The organism is Mesorhizobium sp. M0317 (assembly GCF_040321555.1).
Classification (GTDB): Bacteria; Pseudomonadota; Alphaproteobacteria; order Rhizobiales; family Rhizobiaceae; genus Mesorhizobium.
In genome coordinates this window covers 1-17,178 of the sequence record NZ_JAMYRV010000023.1, presented here as the reverse complement: position 1 = coordinate 17,178, position 17,178 = coordinate 1, and the positions used below count along the sequence as shown (strand labels likewise).

Genomic DNA, 17,178 nt, shown 5'->3' with positions numbered 1-17,178 from the left:
TGTTCCCAACAAACTAAGGCCTGATCTGCCTCAAATGATATTGACGAGCAACGTGCAAGTTGCGCGCATCTGCGGCTCTGTGACGTCCAAAGGAACTGCTTGCCGTTCGCGGCGTTACGCCACCAAGCTGGCCGGAAGACTACCATGGACGACAAACCACGAACGACGATCAGAAAACCGGCCCGGATTGATCGAGGGCATTGCTTTTGCGGAGCCATCACAGCTGAATTCAGTGGCGATCCCTTTTGGATTTGTTTCGACCACGACGATGACTGCCGACGAGCGATCGGCAGCCCGCTGACGATCTGGATTGGCTATCGTCCAGATCAGGTCGATTGGCTCGGCCCCAAACCAAAAACATTCTCGAAAACCAGGGGCGTCGTGCGCTCCTTCTGTTCGGAATGTGGCACCTCGATTGGGTACACCGATGAAGGCTTGCCAAACGAGTTCTACATCTCGATCGGATTCATGGACGCGCCCGAGAAGTTCCATCCCCAAGCCCAGGCCTATTGGGAAATGCGACTGCCGTTTATCAGGATGGATGACCGTTTGCCTCGCGTCGAGGGCTACACCCGAGCGCGCGACCCCACCCTGGGCAATCCCAGAGACCGGTGAGGCAGGAGGCTGGATCCGGGCGTCAGCGCCAGGGCTGGCGGATCCTGAACGGCGGCCGAACCATTGGAATGAGAGAAATGTCCAAACGGACAAATGCCCGAAACCAATTTCACCGGGGTGGGTTGAAGATGGACATGCGGGACTTGTTTTCACAGTCTGACGACAAAGAAGCGGATGTTTGAAGGATTCAAGCTAGAGACCGTGGATCTGCCCGAATCCTCACTGAGAGTCAGGTATGGAGGTTCAGGCCCGCCGCTTCTTTTGCTGCATGGCCATCCTCGGACGCACGTTACCTGGCACCGGGTAGCCCCACTTCTCGCCGCCGACCACACAGTTGTCTGCCCCGATCTGAGGGGCTTTGGCCAGTCCTCGGTACCGGCGGACGCCGTGGACCATGCTGGATCCTCCAAGCGTGCCAAGGCCAGGGACTGCATTGCTCTCATGGGACATCTCGGCTTTCGCCGGTTTGCCATCGCAGGCCATGACCGCGGCAGCTACACAGCGTTCCGAACAGCCATGGATCACCCGTCGGCGATCAGCCATCTGATCGTCATGGACAGCGTCCCTATCCTGGAAGCCCTCGAACGCTGCGACGCCCGCTTTGCGAAGCTCTGGTGGCATTGGTTCTTTTTCGCACAGCCGGACAAGCCCGAACGCGCAATCATGGCCGATCCTGACGCATGGTATGGCGGCTCAGCCGAGTCCATGGGGGCTGAGGCCTATATCGACTACAAGGACGCAATCCACGATCCGAATGTTGTTCACGGCATGCTTGAAGACTATCGGGCAGGTCTGGCCATCGACCAATTGCACGATGCCGACGACAGGAAAGCTGGTCGCCGGGTCGCGTGCCCGACCTTGGCGCTCTGGTCCGCCCGCGATGATCTTGGGGCACTCTACGGCAACGTGCTCGATGTTTGGCGACCCTGGACCACCGAACTAAAGGGCCAACCGATCGATTGCGGACATCATATGGCCGAAGAAGCAGCCGACGCGGTAGCCGCAGCCGTCATGGCGTTCTTGCGCGAACCGACGTCGTCATGCGGCGAGCTTTGCTGAACCAATCCGTTTGATGGCACCGCTGATCGACCGTTCGCCATCGTCGTAGTCAGCCCAGGCGACGGTCTTTTTTAGGTGGCCCGGGACCGTGCGAACGGTGTATTTTTTCGGATCGAGATCCGCCTTCACCTGACTCCAGGTCAGCGGCATGGATACAGTCGCGCCTTCCCTGGCGCGAGGGGAGAGAGGGGCGACGGCTGTCGCCATGCGATCATTCCTGAGATAGTCGAGAAAAATCCGCGATGTCCGCAGCTTCTTGGCCATGTTGACGAGGTAGAGATCCGGGCTGTCTGCCGCCATCTGCATGCAGACGGCCTTTGCGAAGGCCTTGGCCTCGGCCCATGTCGTCTTGCTGCGTTGGGCCGTCAATGGCGTCACGACATGCAAGCCTTTGCCGCCCGTCGTTTTGCAGAAGCTCACCAAGCCCAGATCTTCGAGACGATCGCGCATTTCCTTGGCTGCCGCGACCACCTTCGCAAAAGGGACTTCCGGACCGGGGTCAAGGTCGAAGACAAGTCGGCCAGGTATTTCGGGATGACCCGGCTGGCAATTCCAGGGGTGAAGCTCAAGGCCGCCTATCTGGGCGATCGCGGCCAGACCCTCGACGCGGTCGATTTGCAGATACGGTTTGTGATCGCCGAAGACTTTTACCAGTTCCAGCAGATTGGATGTGCCTGGCATTGCGTGGCGCTGGAAAAACTGCTCGCCGGCGTAGCCATCCGGCGCGCGCACGAGTGAACAGGGACGACCTTTGATATGTCTGATCATCCAGGGGCCAACGGTCTCGAAATATTCTGCAAGATCGAGCTTGTCGACGGGCTGACCGTCGCCGGCATTCGGCCAAAGCGGCTTGTCCGGCTTGGAAATGATGACGCCCATGACAACCGGGCTTTTTCCTGTCTTGCCAGTCACCTTGGCAGGGTCGGCAATCGGCGTCTCTTGAGGATCAGCTGGACGCTCGGCCTCGACGTCTTTTGCGGGCTTGTCTTCACGCAGGCCTTTGAAGGCGGCCTGCCGGATATTGCCACCCCCGGTCCAGCCGGCGAACTCGATTTCCGCGACCAATTCCGGCTTCGTCCAGAAGACGGTTGAATTCCTTTTCGGTGCGCCATCGCCGGTAAACGGCGACGTCGCGGCTTTCATCTCCTGCAGCCTGGGCATCAGCTGCTTGACCTTTGCCTCGCTGAACCCGGTCCCCACACGGCCGATATAGGCGAAATGTTCACCGCGATTGACGCCGACGAGCAATGACCGGAATTTGCCGTTGGTCGTCGACCAGCCGCCGATGACCACCTCATGCCCGGCGCGGCATTTCGATTTGGCCCAGGTGTCGGTCCTCCCCGAAACATAGGTTGCATCGGCCCTCTTGGAGACAATCCCCTCAAGCGAAAGGCGACAGGCAGAACGCAGCACCGCGTCGCCGCCATTGCTGAAGTGCTCGACATAGCGGATGAGATTTTGCGCGCCGCGATCGACTTCGCCGAGCATCTCGCTCAGACGTTCCTTCCGTTGTGAGAGAGGCATCTTTCGCAGATCGACGCCATTTGCGAAGAGCAGGTCAAAAGCAAAGTAGATCAGGTCTTTCGTCCGGCGCTCCGACAGCGCCGCCTGCAGTGCGGCAAAATCGGGCGCGCCGTTCTCGTCAAGCGCTACGATTTCGCCGTCGATGATGACGTTGGGGAGGCTGGCGGCCTCCTTTGCGATGGCGCCAAATTTCTCCGTCCAGTCAAGACCCTTGCGGGTCTTAAGGGCGATGTCCTTGTCTTCCACGCGCAACTGGACGCGATAACCGTCAAACTTGATTTCGTGAACCCAGTTCGTCCCGGCCGGCGGCCGGGAAAGCGTTGCGCAAAGCTGTGGTGGGATGAAGTCGGGCATCTTCGCCGCTGAGGCACCAGCGGCTCGCTTCGGCCGCGGAGCAGGCTTTGCCGACTTGGCGGCGCGCTTGTCGGCATGGCCGCGCTTGCTGTCCCAAACGGCATCCGCATCGGCCGACGATGAACCTTTCATCATGAACGGCTTCGGACCTGCCCCCTTTCCCGCTGCAATCCTTTCCATGCTCCGACCGGAGGCGACGGATCGGTCCTGAGCCAGCACCGCATCGCCATTGCCCTCTGTCGCGTATTTGTCGCGGTGTTTGATCAGCAGCCAGTTGGTCCGCTTCCCGCCATTGCGGTCATGCTTCATGCGCACGAGGACGAAGCTTCCATGCAGGCGCTTGCCCTGCAGCGTGAATTTCAGGTCGCCTTTTTCCAACGCCTTTTCGGGAGACATGGCGCCTTCCGGTTCCCAATATCCGCGATCCCACAACTGCACCGTGCCGCCACCATATTGTCCTTTGGGAATTGTGCCTTCGAAGTCGCCGTACTCCAGCGGGTGGTCCTCAACCTCCACGGCAAGTCGTTTGTCGTGAGGATCCAGTGATGGACCTTTGGTCACAGCCCATGATTTGAAGACCCCGCCAAGCTCGAGGCGAAGATCATAGTGCAGCCGCGTGGCCGCGTGTTTTTGGATGACAAACCGAAGTCGATTCGAACCCGCAATCGAGCTTTCGCCGCTGGGCTCTTTCGTCTTCGCGAAATCCCTTTTCGCCCGGTAGGTTGAAAGCTCGCCCATTTTCATGGAAGTGCCCCGACTAATGACGCATCGCCGGACTCAACGCAGTGGGTGAGATTTGGTTCGGTTCATGGCCGAGACGGCGCCGATGCTGCTTTTCCGCTTCAGAGTGGCATCGCCGTCAAATGTAGGCCTTCACGGAGATTACACGTCTGTCGTCACCGCTGACGTTAAGGTTCCTTGGTTTGCCCAACCATTTTTGCAAGCTCTGAAAATGGTGGGATGTCCAGTTCGCCTTGCGCGTTGTTTGCGATCTGCAGAAGCCGGATCGGGAAGCAGATCGCGTCACGGTTGGCCGGTGACATGTCTTCGTAGGTCCGCTCGTCACTTGTCATGGACGCCTCTGCCTTTCGCAGGGCGGTATCGATCTCGTCAATTGACAGCAGACCTTTGTGAACGAGCAGATTGTTGATTGACGCGACCGCCATCATCAACCCTTCAAGCTGAAGATTGGCAACGTTCATGGCTTAACCGTGTTTCCGCCGCCCGGCCTCGCCGGGGCGTTCTGGCCATCGGATTGGTGCGTCTTGTCATCCACCTCGTTGACTGGCCGCGTCAGACCGACCCCACTCTTGGGTTTCTTGTTGCCGGCCGCATCCTGAGAGAACGCATCCGAAGGATCAGGACCTGTTCTAGCCGGGTACTTCGTTGCGCCGGTCTCGCGACGGTTTTCATTATCAGGCATTTTTGATGACTCCAATCGGATGACCGATAACCATTACGAGCCCGGCGAGTTCCGGCGCCGCATGGAACATTTCTGGGCGTGGTGCAGAGACAAGCGGGCGTGTCTCGGCAGTCACGCCTCGCGCACTGGCGGCAGGTCTCGCTTTCGTTGCCCACAGCACTAGGTTACTCGTTGAGGCAAAAGGAATTCCCCATGCGGGTGGCACGCGAAGCCTGGGTTCTTGGCAAGGAGAGCATCCTCGGACTCATCAACGACAATGCCCTCAGCCACGGTGCGGCGATGGCATTCTATGCCGTTACGTCCCTGGCCCCGATCTTGTTGATCGTTGTTGCGATTGCTGGACTTGTCTTTGGGCATGAAGCAGCTCAACTCGCTCTGTCGGCCGAAATCGCAGGCGTGATGGGATCGCAAACCGGCGACCTTCTGCGCAGCACCATCGAAAGCGCTTCTCACAGAACCGCCGGCACTGTTGCCACTTTGGTGGGCATTGTCACCCTCTTCGTGACAGCCTCAGGGGTGTTTGGCGAAATGCAGCTTTCGCTCAACACAATCTGGAAGATTGAGCCACCACCCATGTCTGTGTCGCGATTGGTGCGGGCGCGGGCGGCCAGCCTGGGTCTGGTTGCAGCGTTGGGATTTCTACTGCTTGTGTCGTTGGCGGCGAGTGCCGCCATTTCCGCGCTTGGCGCTGTCATCAACGCCCATCTGCCGTTCGGCACCATCATTCTCGCGTCGATAAACGGCATTGTATCATTCGTGCTGATTTCCGCTCTGTTTGCCGCGATCTTCAAGATCCTGCCGGACCGGTCGCTCGCTTGGCGCGATGTCGCAATTGGCGCGGCAGTGACCGCTTTGCTCTTCACCATCGGCAAGTCGCTGATTGGCTGGTATATCGGAACCAGCGCGATCGCATCCTCCTATGGCGCGGCGGGTGCACTGCTGGTCGTGCTGCTTTGGGTTTACTATTCGTCTGAGATATTCCTGCTCGGCGCCGAGTTCACGCGGGCCTATTCCGTCCGTCTCGGCAGTCGGTCCGACCTTCAACCGATAGTGGAGGCAGAGAGCCCGTCGCGACAGACATCGAACCCTGGGCCAACTATCCAACGCGAGGTGCAGGCCTGGATTGTGATCACGGGTTTGCTGACCTTCGTGGCGACACGGGTCTGGCCATCGCGGCGATCTTAGCTGCTTCCCACCAATTCTGTTTCTTTGGAACGCAACCCGGACACCGGAATTGCATAGGAACAGGAGGTTGCCCATGCCAAAATTCCGCTTTGAGACGACAGTATCCGGCCAGACTACCGCTCTCGAGGAAGAGCTAGCGAGTGCGGAGATGGCCAGTCCGAGAGCAATAGAGATGGCGCGCGTAGCGGTGGCGGCGGATCCTGGGTCAGGAACCAAGCAATCGGGATCGACTATCAAGGTCTACGATGAAGCCGGATACCTGGTCGCCACAGTCAATTTTTCCGACGTGTTGCCGAGTGATCCGGACGCCGGACAGCATGGGATTGGCGACGCGGTTGTCGAAGAACCGGGTGTGATGCGGTCTGGCTGACCCGTGGTAGATCAGGGTTTCACGTTTCGCTCACGCGATCCCCGGCAGGGCAATTTGCTGAGATCGCGAGGTCCTCGGCCATCGTCGGATGCTAGAGCTGAGATTCGATCGGGAGGTGACGGACGAAGACCGCCAGGATACGGCGAAAAAATCCGGCTTCTGGTTCATGCGTATAGTCCTGAATCTTGCCTTCGCCGCATCCATGCCAATGCAGAACATTGTGCTTCAGTTCGAGCCGATAGCTTGTTTCCGGAGATATTTCCGATTGGAATCGATGCCGCAGCTCGGCGACCAATTTCGGATCCTCAAACAGCACGCCCATTTCCGAGTTCAAGGACACTGACCGTGGATCGAAATTGAAGGAACCGACGAAGCCGATATTGTCGTCGACGGTGAAAGCTTTCGTATGCAGACTGGCGCCCTTCGAGCCAAACACCGAGATTGCGGAGCGCCGGTTGAACGGCTGAAGCTCGAAAATATTGACGCCATTCCTCAGCAGCCGCTTGCGATAGTTTGCGTAAGCGCCATGGACTGCGGCGACGTCCGTGGCGGCCAGGGAATTGGTCAGAACCGAAACGTCAACACCGGCGCCGACAAGGTCCAGCAAGATCGCTGTGCCCCTTTTGCCGGGGATGAAATAGGGCGACACAATTTCCAGACACCCGCGCGTGGATTGGATGATCGGACGCAGCTCTTTCATAAGCCAGCTGCGACGTCTCCAACCACGAACTTTCTCCGGCGGATCGGAGATGACCCGCACGCCATCCACCCAATGAACGTCGTTGCTGGCCGCAATAAACTCCGTGATCGAGCCCCGGTTGCCGATGCCGTTCAGGAATTTGGGATCGGGGCCGGTATCGCTTCCTTCAAGCCATTTGGCATGCTCATGCTCAGCCACTGATCCCAAGGTTTTGATTGGCTTGGCTTCATTGCAAGCCCAGAAGGCATCGAATATCGCCGCGGTTTGCCGTACCGCAGGCCCCAGGAGCAGCAGATCGAGATCCCGGAAATTGGTTTCTGCCGCATCGAAATAGGCATCGCCAACATTCCGACCGCCGACAATGGCAAATTTGTCGTCAACGATCCAAGCCTTGTTGTGCATCCGTCGCGTCAATGCAAAGAGCCGCAACAGCACTTCCACACCACGCATGATCCGGCCGCGCCTGATACCGCTCGGATTGAACAACTTCAGTTCGATGTTTGGATGGTGGTTCAGCGCCAGATATGCCGCATCATTTTTGCGCGGATTGACGTCGTCAAGGAGCATGCGCACCCGAACACCGCGCTCAGCAGCTCGAAAAACCTCGCGAAGCAGCAAGCGGCCGGTGTGGTCATCATGCCAAAGGTAATACATCAGGTCGAGGCTGCGCTCAGCGCTCCTTGCCGCCAGCACGCGCACGGCGAAAGCGTCATAATTGTCCGAGACAAGCAGCAAGCCGCTCTTGCCGGCCTTGATGTTGTCGTCTGCGGTTCGCGAAAGTGATACGTCCATAAAAATTGCCACCTTTGGACGGCGCTCGCTGCCATCCCGCTCAAATCATAGCTAGAACCATTCTGAGGTATTCTGGTTGCATACGCAGCGTCCAATCACCCAATTGCTGGATGCAAGTAGGGCCAGCAATCAAGCGGCTGCAGAGCGGTCAGGAGGCTTGAGAGGCGTTGCCCCGACTGCTCTGCTGCCGCCGCGGAACTTGCGTCTCCTGCAGTCCCAGGCCCTCAGACCGCACGACCGTTGGCGGGAGCCCGATGGCGTGCGCCCCGCCGCGGCTCTTCGACGAGAATGACGTGGTCGTTGTTCTCAGTGAAGCGCAGGACCCTTTAAATTTAGATATCTCCATTATGCCGGAACCGGGTTCGGGTTTCCGAGTTAAGAAAATGCTCGCGACGGGCAATTTTCAACAGAGGAGACGGCACAATGCCCACTGCCAAGAAAGCCAATGGCAACAACAAGGACCTGGAGGACCTTTTCCTCGATGGCCTCAAAGACATCTACTATGCCGAGAAGAAAATTCTGAAAGCCTTGCCGAAGATGGCCAAAGGCGCATCCGAAGAGCAAGTTTCGGCAGCATTCGAGAAGCACCTCGCTGAAACCGAGGGGCAGGTCGAACGTCTGGAGGAGGTCTTCGAGATTCTCGGCGCGGCCGCGCGCGGCAAAACCTGCCCGGCGATCGACGGCATCCTGGAGGAAGGATCTGAAATCCTTCAGGAGTACAAGGGTTCGACTTCGCTCGATGCAGGGCTCGTCGGTGCCGCGCAAGCCGTGGAGCACTATGAGATTGCCAGGTATGGAACCCTGATTGCCTGGGCTACGACGCTCGGCAAGGATGACGTGGTTGCGCTCCTCAATGCGACACTTGAGGAGGAGAAGGCCACCGACGAGGCGCTGACTGCCCTCGGTGAAGCCGGCGTCAACGAACGAGCGGCAGAACGGAAAGCGGCTTGATTGATCGCCTACCCAACCGCCTCGGCGACCTATGTGCCGAGGCGGTCCCGGGAGATGAAGGACATGATCACGCATATCTACAAAGGACTGGAATGTTTCCTGCTTGAGTGTTCGGCCGCGCTGGTCAGGCGCCGCGCCCTTGGTGGTTCGCGCAGCGATCCTCGGCAGTTGCGAGAACAGCGCAGAGATGAGTTCAGGGCCCGCAAAGTCGCCGAATGAGCGCCAAGATGGAGAGTCGGATGGGCTTCTTTGGAAAATATTTCTCAGGACTGTTGAGCAAGAAATCGACTGACGGCAAGGGGAGCGGCGATATGCGTAAAGCTACCGGCGCGGGTCCGGCGATTGCCGCGCATTCCAAAGATGCAAAGACATCCGCTGCTTCCGGTCAAAGCACCAATGCTTCGAGCAAAAATGCAGATGGACGATGACAAAAGGCAAGATTTGGCTACCGACCCTATGTCGCATCGAATCGGCGCAAAGACGTTAAATCGTCGAGATGACCCGCATCGCAACCTTCAACGTCAATGGCGTCAACGGCCGACTGCCAGTGCTTCTCAAGTGGCTTGGCGAAACCGGCTATGACATCGTCTGCCTTCAAGAACTGAAGACCTCTGACGAAAAATTTCCCGTCGATGCGATTAGAAACGCCGGCTATGGCGCAATCTGGCACGGACAGAAATCCTACAATGGCGTGGCAATCCTCGCTCGCGGGATTGAGCCGCTGGAACGTCGTCGAGGTCTGCCGGGCGATCCCGACGATTCGCACAGCCGCTACATCGAGGCTGATGTGAATGGGCTTGTTGTCGGCTGCCTGTATTTGCCCAATGGCAATCCAGCGCCGGGGCCGAAGTTCGACTACAAACTTCGCTGGTTCCAACGTTTGATCACCTATGGCCAGGTGCTGCTCGGCGATAGCTCACCGACCATCCTGTGCGGCGACTATAACGTCGTTCCAGGCCCGATCGACGCGGCGGTGCCGGGGCGCTGGGTTGGCGATGCCGTTTACTTCCCCGAGAGCCGGAGCGCGTACGCCGAAATGCTTGCTCAGGGCTGGATCGATGCCGTCCGTCGCATTCATCCAGAAAAGGGAATTTACACCTATTGGAACTTCTCCTACCGCGGCGGGTACGATCGGAGTTCCGGGCTCCGGATGGACCATCTCTTGCTGAGTTCATCCCTATTGGATCGCCTGAAGAATGCCGGAGTAGATGCCGAAACGCGTGCATGGGACAAGCCGAGCGATCATGCCCCAGCCTGGATAGAACTTGATTGAGCTTCCTCGGCAAGGAGCCTGAAGGCCTGGTGGCGCTCCTTCGTGATTAGATTTGGCCGCATGTCATGCCAGCAATGAGGACTTCCGGCGCCAAGCGATTCAAAGGACGCAATGATGACAAACAGTCAAAAGGAAGCTGAACTGATTGCGCGTCTTGCACGCCAGCATGGCGTCACCGATGGCGCTGTCATGGCTGTCCTCGAGGCGTTGCGGCGTGGTGGTGGAACCATGGCCCAGTTCAGCCACGTCGACTTCGGAGGAATGTCACAATGGTCTTCCGGCATGACGATGGTCGGCGACATGTTCAATGACAGCCTCAAGGCGAAGCTCAACGCTATCGCGGCGGAGCTCTCGGCCTACCTGCTCGATCATCCCGCCAAGCCAAAACGCGCCGACACGAATGTGAGCTATCGTTCTGCAGCTATGGCCCACGCCGGCTCATGGTGGCCTGAGGAGCTTGGGAGCCCGTCTGCCGCTGGTTCTCAAAACAATATGCGCTACGCAGCGTTTCCTGAGCGAAGCCGCCTGGTCATCGACGATCATGGAAAGATGGAGATTTATGACACAGGCGACCATCGCATATCCGGCGTTTCGCAGCGCCAGAGCACGGCCTCCACCCTGACCTTTGTCAGCCAGCACGGCGTGGTCCGCGTATCTGATCTCAAGCGCATATCTGCGACGTAGGCCAGGGCCGCTTCCATGCAGACAGTCACGCTCATCGGCTATCTCGCGACCGTCTGCTCGATGAGCAGTTTCACCCCGCAAGCCTGGAAAATCATCAGGACACGGGAGACAAGCGGCATCTCCGCGCCGACGTATGCCATCACTGTGTTGGGCTTCGCCTTGTGGCTGGCCTTCGGCATCATGAAGGCAGAGTGGCCGATCATAATCACGAATGGCGTCTGTCTCCTGCTGTCAGCCTTCATTCTCACAATGACAGTCCTGCCGCAGGCTGAGAAAGACGCAGTTGCCAAGGCTTTCGACCCCGACGACTAAATTAGCGCTTCCAACTTTTCAGCAGCGGACCTTGGCTGCCATATGCAGGATCCTTGCGCGGACGCCCCACGCTGGGGATGGTTGCGAGCGCATCGCTATGCTGATCCTTGCTCCTACATTCGTCATAACTCCCAAACGGAGGATACGCGCCGACAACCAAAAAATCATCGGATGCCGAGAGGCATTGGTGCCCGGTCCCTGCCGGGAGGACCGCGACGTCACCGGCCTTCAGCGACAGCGTTCGTCCTTTCTTGCCGCCAAATCGGACTTCAGCATTTCCGCGCGCAATTCCCAGAACCTCGTGTATTTGCGAATGATAGTGAACGTAATCATAGATGCCGTTTCGCCAGCTATCGCCCCATCCGTTTGCATCGAAAAGCACCTCCATGACGGCTGCTGGATCAAGTCCTTCGGGCAATTCGACGGCGCCGCGATAAACGACGAGCGGCCATGCTGGATGATTGGGTACAAGTCCATCATCCTTGAACCAGAACTCATTCGACTTTCGCTGCCTCACAAATCCGGCGACAGCTTGCTTGCGCGGTCTTGCGAAACCGGTGACGTTCTCGATCACTTTCTTGCTGGTTTCCAAAATGCTCATCGACGCTGCCTCTAAAGCAGAGGTTAGTTTAGCCGCTCGCTCAGAGCTCGACCTTCGCGTTGTCGCCCACATTCGGCTTGGCGACGGTAAAGGCCGCAAACACCATCGTTGCGGTAGCCATCATTAGCCCCGGGCTGTCCCACAATTCGCCTTCGTCGGGTTTGACCGTTATCAGACGAATCTCGGGATCATCGGCATTATCCCACCAGGCTGAGTCAGTTTTCTCCCAGAGCTCGGCGATCTTTTCCCTATCATTTGTCACTGTGGCCGGGCCTGACATCGTGACGTATTTGTAGTGGCTGTTGTCACTCCAGGCCAATGTGACCTTTGGATAGGTCGACAGCTGCTTGCTCTTGGCGCTGTCGTCATTGACGAGGAAGTATATGGCGTTTTCTTCACGGACCACACGCGCAGATAGCGGACGGGCTCGATTGTACTCGCCGTCCCAGGTCACAAACATGCAGACGTCGATGTCCTCGGCGAGTTCCCAGATGCGGTCTGTTGCCTCGGCGGGCGTGAGGTCCGTCTGCTGCTCTCGGCGGTTAGCCATAAGCGTCCTCCTGCGGGTGAATATCCTCGCTTACAACTCACGTCCCGCCACGACGTTCCAACTCACTGGTTCCTTCGACCTGCTAAGCGGCGGTGGAACTTTCGAAATTGCCGGAAGTTTGGATGGCAAACGCGAGGCCATGATGGTGGACAAGACGCTTCGAACATCAAAACGGACACCCGAGCAGGACGCAAAGGGTCAGTCGGAAAAGGACCACAAGGGCGGGGGAAGCGATGGCGTCGCCAGCGCCGATCCGCGGGTGATCTCCGGCAAAAAAGACGGCGACGCGACATTCCCTGTCAAGGGACCGAAGAAATAGCTATGAGCCCATTAGTCGGGCATCTGGCGGTGTCATCGATGCGCGGAGACAATTGACGAACGGGCTGAAATCATTTCGCGATGACACTTTGCTACCGTCACCGACGCGGATCACCTTCAACCCTCCGGAGTTCCATGGCCGCATGACGCGGATCCGCCTCAAGGCGCTAATGGCAGCCTGGAATCACGCGACCTTTGAAAAGAGAGCGACGTCGCATCTGGCCAAACCATAGCGCCATCGGTGATCGGTTGTGGCAACCCGGCTCTGGTAGAACAGTGAAAGCTGACTGCCATCGATCATCACTGTCGAGTGGCCGTTCTCGCCCGGTTGACCTGGCTCCAGCACCGGGCCGATCGAAACGTAAGGTCCGCTGACCTCGTCGGCTATGGCAAAAAACACCCGTTGCCGGTTTCCCCGAAGGCCGTCCGGAAGAAAGCACGTGGCATTGAGAAGCACCCGGCCGTCCGGCAATTCGATCAGTTGCGCGCCCTCAATGCCCCATTCGTAGTCGGGATCATCTCTGGTGTTATGGTGGGGAACGTCGTTGTGGTCGAGGATTTTGCCGATCCGCTTCCACGGACCGAACCACGAGTCGGACTGGCTACGCGCCAGATAGATGTCGGGCTGAGGCACCCTGGTGAATTTTGGCATAGCCGAATAAACGAGGTAGCGCCCACCGCCAATGACTGCCGGATGCGGATCGTAAATTCCGTCCTCTTCCGTGTCCGGGATGGCCAGAATGGCCGGACTGAGGACTACCCAATGGAACCCGTCGTTGGAAACCGCATGCTCGCAACGGCCACCCGACTTCATGAATTCCGTCTGGATGAACATGTGGAAGACGCCGCACTCGTGGGTCACACCGGGAGCCGCAACACCAGTGCCGTTGATTGGAAGTTCGATCGGCTCATGCTCGGCCCACGGTCCATACAGATCGGGCGCCGTGGCATGCAAGATTCTCCACGTCTCAGTGGTGACCGTGCCGCTTGACCCGAAGACGTGCCAGACACGGCCATCGAAGACAGGACACGGGTCCTTGAGATCATCCACGCTTTGCGGATGAAACAGTGGAAAAACGTTGGTTTCAAAGTTGATGTTCATGTCAGCCCCGGAATTCGCCTCGGCAGTCGGAGACGCGCAGAGATACAGGCGAATCATTGATGTTAGGCACATTCTATAGCCAACGAGTTCAACGCAAATACGGCAATGCCGCTGTCCACCAGCATTCCTCGTTGAACCACGCTTTCAGTGGCGGCCGGGTTCCGACAGCCGCCCTCGCCTCCGCAACCAGATCCCGCTTCGTGCGTGGAACAAGCGGGCGACCGGGCCTTCTTCATTTCAGTTGGAACAACTCACCTGATCGAAAGTTAGGAGCTGGAACTAAGTAGTTCTCTCCATTCGCGATTAACAAATGTTAATCGTAACATAAATAGTGTCACAGAGGGAGTATGTCAATGGATGCGGCCTTTGGCGGGGTAACCGGCAGTCAATATGTTCGTCGCGAAAATATACTGGTTTGCTTCTCCCACTTACGATGGAATTTTGTTCACCAGCGTCCGCAGCATCTCCTCACTCTCGCATCCGCTCAGCAGCGAGTGGTCTACTTTGAAGAACCCGTTTTCGAAGAATTGCCGCAGCCGCTGATGCGGACGAGCGTGGCATCGGAAAACATTCTGATTGTCACACCAGTGCTGCCGCTTGGCACGTCGGCCGCGAAAGCAGATGCCGTCCAGCGGAGATTTGTGCAGCAGACCATCGCTTCTATGCCGCATAGCCGGCTGATCGCCTGGTACTACACCCCAATGGCTCTTCGCTTTACGGAATTCCTCGACCCAGACATATGCGTCTATGACTGCATGGACGAACTCTCTGCGTTCAGGAATGCGCCCCCCGAGCTGGGCCAGATGGAAAAGGCGCTTCTGCGCCGCGCGGATCTGGTTTTCACCGGTGGTCTAAGCTTGTTCGAGACCAAGCGTCACCTCCATCCCGCCATCTTTCCATTTCCGAGCAGCATCGATGTGAGGCACTTTCACACCGCAAGACGGCCAGGAAGGGACCCAGCCGACCAGGCGGGCATTCCTTCCCCGAGGGTTGGATATTTCGGCGTCATCGACGAGCGGCTGGACGTCGATCTCGTGGCGCTAGCGGCAAAGACAATGCCGGACGTGCATTTCGTCATGCTCGGTCCGGTTGTCAAGATCGACCCTGCAAGCCTGCCGCAAGCCGAAAACCTGCATTGGCTTGGCCCGAAAGCCTACTGCGATCTGCCCGACTATTTGCGCCATTGGGACGCCGGATGGATGCCGTTTGCCCTCAACGAGGCGACGCGTTTCATCAGCCCGACCAAGACGCCGGAATTTCTCGCGGCGGGTCTGCCGGTGATCTCGACGGCAATCGTCGACGTGGTGCGCAGTTACGGTGCTGCCGGGCTGGTGGAAATCGCCGACTGTGACGATCTGGAAATCAAGCTGCGCTCCGTCCTTTCGCGACCGCGTCAGATGCTCCTGCAGCAAGTCGATGCCTATCTTGCGGACATGTCCTGGGAACGGACATGGAATGCCATGGCAGCTCACATTGAGCGCGCCTACCAACGCAAGAAGGTCGTGCCCCTTCGCAGGAGTGCATAGCCATGTTCGATTGGCTGATCGTCGGCGCGGGTTTCGCCGGCAGTGTGCTTGCCGAACGGATAGCGTCGCAGCGTCAGGAAAGCGTTTTGCTGATCGATCGCCGCAGCCATGTGGGAGGCAACGCCTACGACTGCTACAATGAAGCCGGCATCCTCATCCATCGCTACGGCCCGCACATCTTCCACACCAACAGCCAAACGATCGTGGACCACCTTTCGCAGTTCACGCAATGGCGGCCGTACGAGCACAGGGTGTTGGCGGCCGTGGACGGGCAACTGGTTCCCATCCCGATCAATCTCGACACCATCAACCGGCTTTACGGGCTAGACCTGACCTCGGCACAGCTGGAGGATTTCTTCGCGTCGCGACGCGAAACGGTGGAGGATGTCCGAACGGCTGAGGACGTCGTCGTCAGCACCGTGGGGCGCGAGCTCTATGAAAAATTCTTCCGCGGCTACACAAGAAAGCAATGGGGCGTCGATCCCAGTCAGCTGAGCAAATCCGTGACGGCACGAGTGCCGACCAGGACCAACCGTGACGACCGCTATTTCAGCGACAGCTTCCAGAAAATGCCGGCCGGCGGGTACACGCGGATGTTCGAACGCATGCTCGATCATCCGAACATCAAGATCATGCTGCAGACCGACTTCCGTGAAATTCGTGAGAAGATACCGTTCAGGCGCATGGTTTATACCGGCCCGATCGATGAATATTTCGGCTGGCAGCTCGGGCACCTTCCGTACCGTTCGCTTCGTTTCGAGCACGTTACACTGGATTGCGAGCAATTTCAGCCGGTTGCCGTGGTCAATTATCCCCAGACGGAAGATTACACGCGCATTACCGAGTACAAACATCTGACCGGCCAGCAGAGTTCGCGGACCAGCCTGACCTACGAATACCCCACGGACATCGGGGACCCGTACTATCCCGTGCCCCGGCCCGAAAACGAAGTGCTCTACAAGCGCTATGAAGCGCTCGCGGCAAGCTGCCCAGACGTGTGGTTTGTCGGTCGGCTTGCAACTTACCGCTATTACAACATGGACCAGGTAGTCGGACAGGCTCTGGCCACTTTCGCGCGCATCCAAAAAAGCCTCCCGGCCTGGGCACGCACGGAGGAGCCGTTGTTGGCCGAGCCGAGAAGATAGTTTCTTCCAAGACGGAAGATCGGGCGGGTATCAGAAGGAGAAACTCGATGGATACAAACTTCAACTCGGAAAGCCGTGAGATATTTATCGTCGGCTTGCGCAACGCGCACGCCATGGAAAATCAAGCGCTGTCGATCATGAAGCCTCAGGTCGAGCGTATAGAGAACTATCCGGAGGTGGCCGATCGCTTGCGCCGGCACATTCAGGAAACCGAAGGCCAGATCACGAGACTCGAGTCCGTCCTGGAGGGCCTTGGCGAGGAGCACTCCACCCTCAAGGACACCGCCTTGTCGATGGTTGGCAGCGTGGCCGCCATTGGACATTCGATGGCCGGCGACGAGATCATCAAGAACAGCCTGGCGAATTTCGCATTCGAGAACTACGAGATCGCTGCCTACAATTCGCTGCTGGTACTGGCCGACGCCGGGGGCTTCCAGGATGCTGAAAGGGCCCTCAAGCAGAACCTGAACGAAGAGGAAGCCATGGCCAACTGGCTCAAGGAAAATCTGAGCGACGTTACCATGCGATATGCCAGGCTGCGCGAGGCTGGGGCGACTGCAAAAAGCTGATGCACCGCACCGGCGCGGGCGGCGGTTCGAAACAGACGGCCCCCCCCCCCCCCGCCCCGTTTGGTGGCGCCCAGCACGGGGGGGGGGGCCCCCGCTAGGAGGGGGTGGGCGGCGGGCGGGTCGGG

The 17,178-nt window shown here is 58.3% G+C and carries 21 protein-coding genes; 14 read left to right on the top strand and 7 right to left on the bottom strand.

The genetic code is table 11. From position 1 onward, the window contains the following. Window positions 1-144: 144 nt before the first annotated feature. Both NKI88_RS17185 and NKI88_RS17180 read left to right on the top strand, forming a co-directional pair. Window positions 145-615 carry a GFA family protein gene (locus tag NKI88_RS17185; protein WP_352656280.1) on the top strand — a complete coding sequence of 157 codons (471 nt, stop codon included), beginning with the start codon at window positions 145-147 and terminating at the stop codon, window positions 613-615. 174 nt (window positions 616-789) lie between these two features. Beyond that, window positions 790-1,674 (top strand): alpha/beta fold hydrolase, encoded by an 885-nt coding sequence (locus tag NKI88_RS17180; RefSeq protein ID WP_352656278.1) that lies wholly within the window; start codon window positions 790-792, stop codon window positions 1,672-1,674. Here the strand turns inward: NKI88_RS17180 and ligD are convergent. The 3 genes from ligD to NKI88_RS17165 all read right to left on the bottom strand — a co-directional run bounded on the left by ligD (window position 1,654) and on the right by NKI88_RS17165 (window position 4,975). Further along, entirely contained in the window at window positions 1,654-4,296 is a 2,643-nt protein-coding gene (gene ligD / locus NKI88_RS17175; protein ID WP_352656276.1) for a DNA ligase D, read from the bottom strand. The two genes, NKI88_RS17180 and ligD, sit on opposite strands and share 21 nt — an antisense overlap. Before the next feature lie 164 nt (window positions 4,297-4,460). Beyond that, complete coding sequence (locus NKI88_RS17170) at window positions 4,461-4,754, bottom strand: hypothetical protein (protein ID WP_023817832.1); 294 nt, start codon at window positions 4,752-4,754, stop codon at window positions 4,461-4,463. Next, a complete protein-coding gene (locus NKI88_RS17165; protein ID WP_155921617.1) occupies window positions 4,751-4,975 on the bottom strand; it encodes a hypothetical protein in 225 nt (74 codons plus the stop codon). Before NKI88_RS17165 ends, NKI88_RS17170 begins: the two co-directional genes overlap by 4 nt. Window positions 4,976-5,167: 192 nt before the next feature. Between NKI88_RS17165 and NKI88_RS17160 the strand changes: the two genes are divergently transcribed. Beyond that, complete coding sequence (locus tag NKI88_RS17160) at window positions 5,168-6,160, top strand: YihY/virulence factor BrkB family protein (protein WP_352656274.1); 993 nt, start codon at window positions 5,168-5,170, stop codon at window positions 6,158-6,160. Between the two features lie 73 nt (window positions 6,161-6,233). Then, complete coding sequence (locus tag NKI88_RS17155; protein ID WP_023668045.1) at window positions 6,234-6,530, top strand: hypothetical protein; 297 nt, start codon at window positions 6,234-6,236, stop codon at window positions 6,528-6,530. Window positions 6,531-6,621: 91 nt separating this feature from the next. Here NKI88_RS17155 and NKI88_RS17150 read toward each other — a convergent pair whose 3' ends face one another. After that, window positions 6,622-8,022: a phospholipase D family protein gene (locus tag NKI88_RS17150; protein WP_352500317.1), complete on the bottom strand. Its 1,401-nt coding sequence runs from the start codon at window positions 8,020-8,022 to the stop codon at window positions 6,622-6,624. Between the two features lie 423 nt (window positions 8,023-8,445). Here NKI88_RS17150 and NKI88_RS17145 point away from each other — a divergent pair, with 423 nt between their 5' ends. The 6 genes from NKI88_RS17145 to NKI88_RS17120 all read left to right on the top strand — a co-directional run bounded on the left by NKI88_RS17145 (window position 8,446) and on the right by NKI88_RS17120 (window position 11,242). Continuing rightward, the gene (locus tag NKI88_RS17145; RefSeq protein WP_023681150.1) at window positions 8,446-8,973 is read left to right on the top strand and encodes a YciE/YciF ferroxidase family protein; all 528 of its coding nucleotides are present in this window, start codon (window positions 8,446-8,448) and stop codon (window positions 8,971-8,973) included. A 63-nt stretch (window positions 8,974-9,036) separates the two neighbouring features. Further along, on the top strand, window positions 9,037-9,192 hold the full coding sequence (locus tag NKI88_RS17140; RefSeq protein ID WP_155923313.1) for a hypothetical protein: 156 nt from the start codon (window positions 9,037-9,039) through the stop codon (window positions 9,190-9,192). Next, entirely contained in the window at window positions 9,189-9,401 is a 213-nt protein-coding gene (locus tag NKI88_RS17135; protein WP_245259911.1) for a hypothetical protein, read from the top strand. The genes NKI88_RS17140 and NKI88_RS17135 overlap by 4 nt, the downstream gene beginning before the upstream one ends. A gap of 68 nt (window positions 9,402-9,469) precedes the next feature. Next, window positions 9,470-10,246, top strand: a complete 777-nt coding sequence (xth, locus tag NKI88_RS17130) for an exodeoxyribonuclease III (protein ID WP_023696334.1) — start codon at window positions 9,470-9,472, stop codon at window positions 10,244-10,246. Window positions 10,247-10,360: 114 nt separating this feature from the next. Continuing rightward, window positions 10,361-10,930, top strand: coding sequence for a hypothetical protein (locus NKI88_RS17125; RefSeq protein WP_031207947.1), 570 nt, complete (start codon window positions 10,361-10,363; stop codon window positions 10,928-10,930). 15 nt (window positions 10,931-10,945) lie between these two features. Beyond that, complete coding sequence (locus tag NKI88_RS17120) at window positions 10,946-11,242, top strand: SemiSWEET family sugar transporter (RefSeq protein ID WP_023681146.1); 297 nt, start codon at window positions 10,946-10,948, stop codon at window positions 11,240-11,242. A gap of 1 nt (window position 11,243) precedes the next feature. Here the strand turns inward: NKI88_RS17120 and NKI88_RS17115 are convergent, their stop codons facing one another. Both NKI88_RS17115 and NKI88_RS17110 read right to left on the bottom strand, forming a co-directional pair. Beyond that, window positions 11,244-11,843, bottom strand: a complete 600-nt coding sequence (locus tag NKI88_RS17115) for a cupin (RefSeq protein WP_023691414.1) — start codon at window positions 11,841-11,843, stop codon at window positions 11,244-11,246. A gap of 40 nt (window positions 11,844-11,883) precedes the next feature. Beyond that, the gene (locus NKI88_RS17110; RefSeq protein ID WP_352656271.1) at window positions 11,884-12,393 is read right to left on the bottom strand and encodes a pyridoxamine 5'-phosphate oxidase family protein; all 510 of its coding nucleotides are present in this window, start codon (window positions 12,391-12,393) and stop codon (window positions 11,884-11,886) included. A gap of 16 nt (window positions 12,394-12,409) precedes the next feature. Between NKI88_RS17110 and NKI88_RS17105 the strand changes: the two genes are divergently transcribed. Continuing rightward, window positions 12,410-12,712 carry a hypothetical protein gene (locus NKI88_RS17105; RefSeq protein WP_155923928.1) on the top strand — a complete coding sequence of 101 codons (303 nt, stop codon included), beginning with the start codon at window positions 12,410-12,412 and terminating at the stop codon, window positions 12,710-12,712. A gap of 183 nt (window positions 12,713-12,895) precedes the next feature. Here NKI88_RS17105 and NKI88_RS17100 read toward each other — a convergent pair whose 3' ends face one another. Next, complete coding sequence (locus NKI88_RS17100; protein ID WP_023691417.1) at window positions 12,896-13,813, bottom strand: glycoside hydrolase family protein; 918 nt, start codon at window positions 13,811-13,813, stop codon at window positions 12,896-12,898. A 353-nt stretch (window positions 13,814-14,166) separates the two neighbouring features. Here NKI88_RS17100 and NKI88_RS17095 point away from each other — a divergent pair, with 353 nt between their 5' ends. From NKI88_RS17095 to NKI88_RS17085, 3 genes are read left to right on the top strand one after another with little or no spacing between them, the layout of a single operon-like run. Next, window positions 14,167-15,339 (top strand): glycosyltransferase family protein, encoded by a 1,173-nt coding sequence (locus NKI88_RS17095; protein WP_023691418.1) that lies wholly within the window; start codon window positions 14,167-14,169, stop codon window positions 15,337-15,339. 2 nt (window positions 15,340-15,341) lie between these two features. Beyond that, window positions 15,342-16,484 carry a UDP-galactopyranose mutase gene (glf, locus tag NKI88_RS17090; RefSeq protein ID WP_023681140.1) on the top strand — a complete coding sequence of 381 codons (1,143 nt, stop codon included), beginning with the start codon at window positions 15,342-15,344 and terminating at the stop codon, window positions 16,482-16,484. A gap of 47 nt (window positions 16,485-16,531) precedes the next feature. Beyond that, complete coding sequence (locus NKI88_RS17085) at window positions 16,532-17,053, top strand: ferritin-like domain-containing protein (RefSeq protein WP_023687824.1); 522 nt, start codon at window positions 16,532-16,534, stop codon at window positions 17,051-17,053. Window positions 17,054-17,178: the final 125 nt, after the last annotated feature.

Excerpts from the sequence above, each read along its gene's own strand:
- xth (WP_023696334.1), top strand. The coding sequence starts at position 9,470 with ATGACCCGCATCGCAACCTTCAACGTCAATGGCGTCAACGGCCGACTG.
- NKI88_RS17100 (WP_023691417.1), bottom strand. The coding sequence starts at position 13,813 with ATGAACATCAACTTTGAAACCAACGTTTTTCCACTGTTTCATCCGCAA.
- NKI88_RS17120 (WP_023681146.1), top strand. The coding sequence starts at position 10,946 with ATGCAGACAGTCACGCTCATCGGCTATCTCGCGACCGTCTGCTCGATG.
- NKI88_RS17085 (WP_023687824.1), top strand. The coding sequence starts at position 16,532 with ATGGATACAAACTTCAACTCGGAAAGCCGTGAGATATTTATCGTCGGC.
- NKI88_RS17160 (WP_352656274.1), top strand. The coding sequence starts at position 5,168 with ATGCGGGTGGCACGCGAAGCCTGGGTTCTTGGCAAGGAGAGCATCCTC.
- ligD (WP_352656276.1), bottom strand. The coding sequence starts at position 4,296 with ATGAAAATGGGCGAGCTTTCAACCTACCGGGCGAAAAGGGATTTCGCG.
- NKI88_RS17170 (WP_023817832.1), bottom strand. The coding sequence starts at position 4,754 with ATGAACGTTGCCAATCTTCAGCTTGAAGGGTTGATGATGGCGGTCGCG.
- NKI88_RS17185 (WP_352656280.1), top strand. The coding sequence starts at position 145 with ATGGACGACAAACCACGAACGACGATCAGAAAACCGGCCCGGATTGAT.
- NKI88_RS17125 (WP_031207947.1), top strand. The coding sequence starts at position 10,361 with ATGACAAACAGTCAAAAGGAAGCTGAACTGATTGCGCGTCTTGCACGC.
- NKI88_RS17115 (WP_023691414.1), bottom strand. The coding sequence starts at position 11,843 with ATGAGCATTTTGGAAACCAGCAAGAAAGTGATCGAGAACGTCACCGGT.
- NKI88_RS17135 (WP_245259911.1), top strand. The coding sequence starts at position 9,189 with ATGAGCGCCAAGATGGAGAGTCGGATGGGCTTCTTTGGAAAATATTTC.
- NKI88_RS17140 (WP_155923313.1), top strand. The coding sequence starts at position 9,037 with ATGATCACGCATATCTACAAAGGACTGGAATGTTTCCTGCTTGAGTGT.
- NKI88_RS17095 (WP_023691418.1), top strand. The coding sequence starts at position 14,167 with ATGGATGCGGCCTTTGGCGGGGTAACCGGCAGTCAATATGTTCGTCGC.
- NKI88_RS17180 (WP_352656278.1), top strand. The coding sequence starts at position 790 with ATGTTTGAAGGATTCAAGCTAGAGACCGTGGATCTGCCCGAATCCTCA.
- NKI88_RS17155 (WP_023668045.1), top strand. The coding sequence starts at position 6,234 with ATGCCAAAATTCCGCTTTGAGACGACAGTATCCGGCCAGACTACCGCT.
- NKI88_RS17150 (WP_352500317.1), bottom strand. The coding sequence starts at position 8,022 with ATGGACGTATCACTTTCGCGAACCGCAGACGACAACATCAAGGCCGGC.
- glf (WP_023681140.1), top strand. The coding sequence starts at position 15,342 with ATGTTCGATTGGCTGATCGTCGGCGCGGGTTTCGCCGGCAGTGTGCTT.
- NKI88_RS17165 (WP_155921617.1), bottom strand. The coding sequence starts at position 4,975 with ATGCCTGATAATGAAAACCGTCGCGAGACCGGCGCAACGAAGTACCCG.
- NKI88_RS17110 (WP_352656271.1), bottom strand. The coding sequence starts at position 12,393 with ATGGCTAACCGCCGAGAGCAGCAGACGGACCTCACGCCCGCCGAGGCA.
- NKI88_RS17145 (WP_023681150.1), top strand. The coding sequence starts at position 8,446 with ATGCCCACTGCCAAGAAAGCCAATGGCAACAACAAGGACCTGGAGGAC.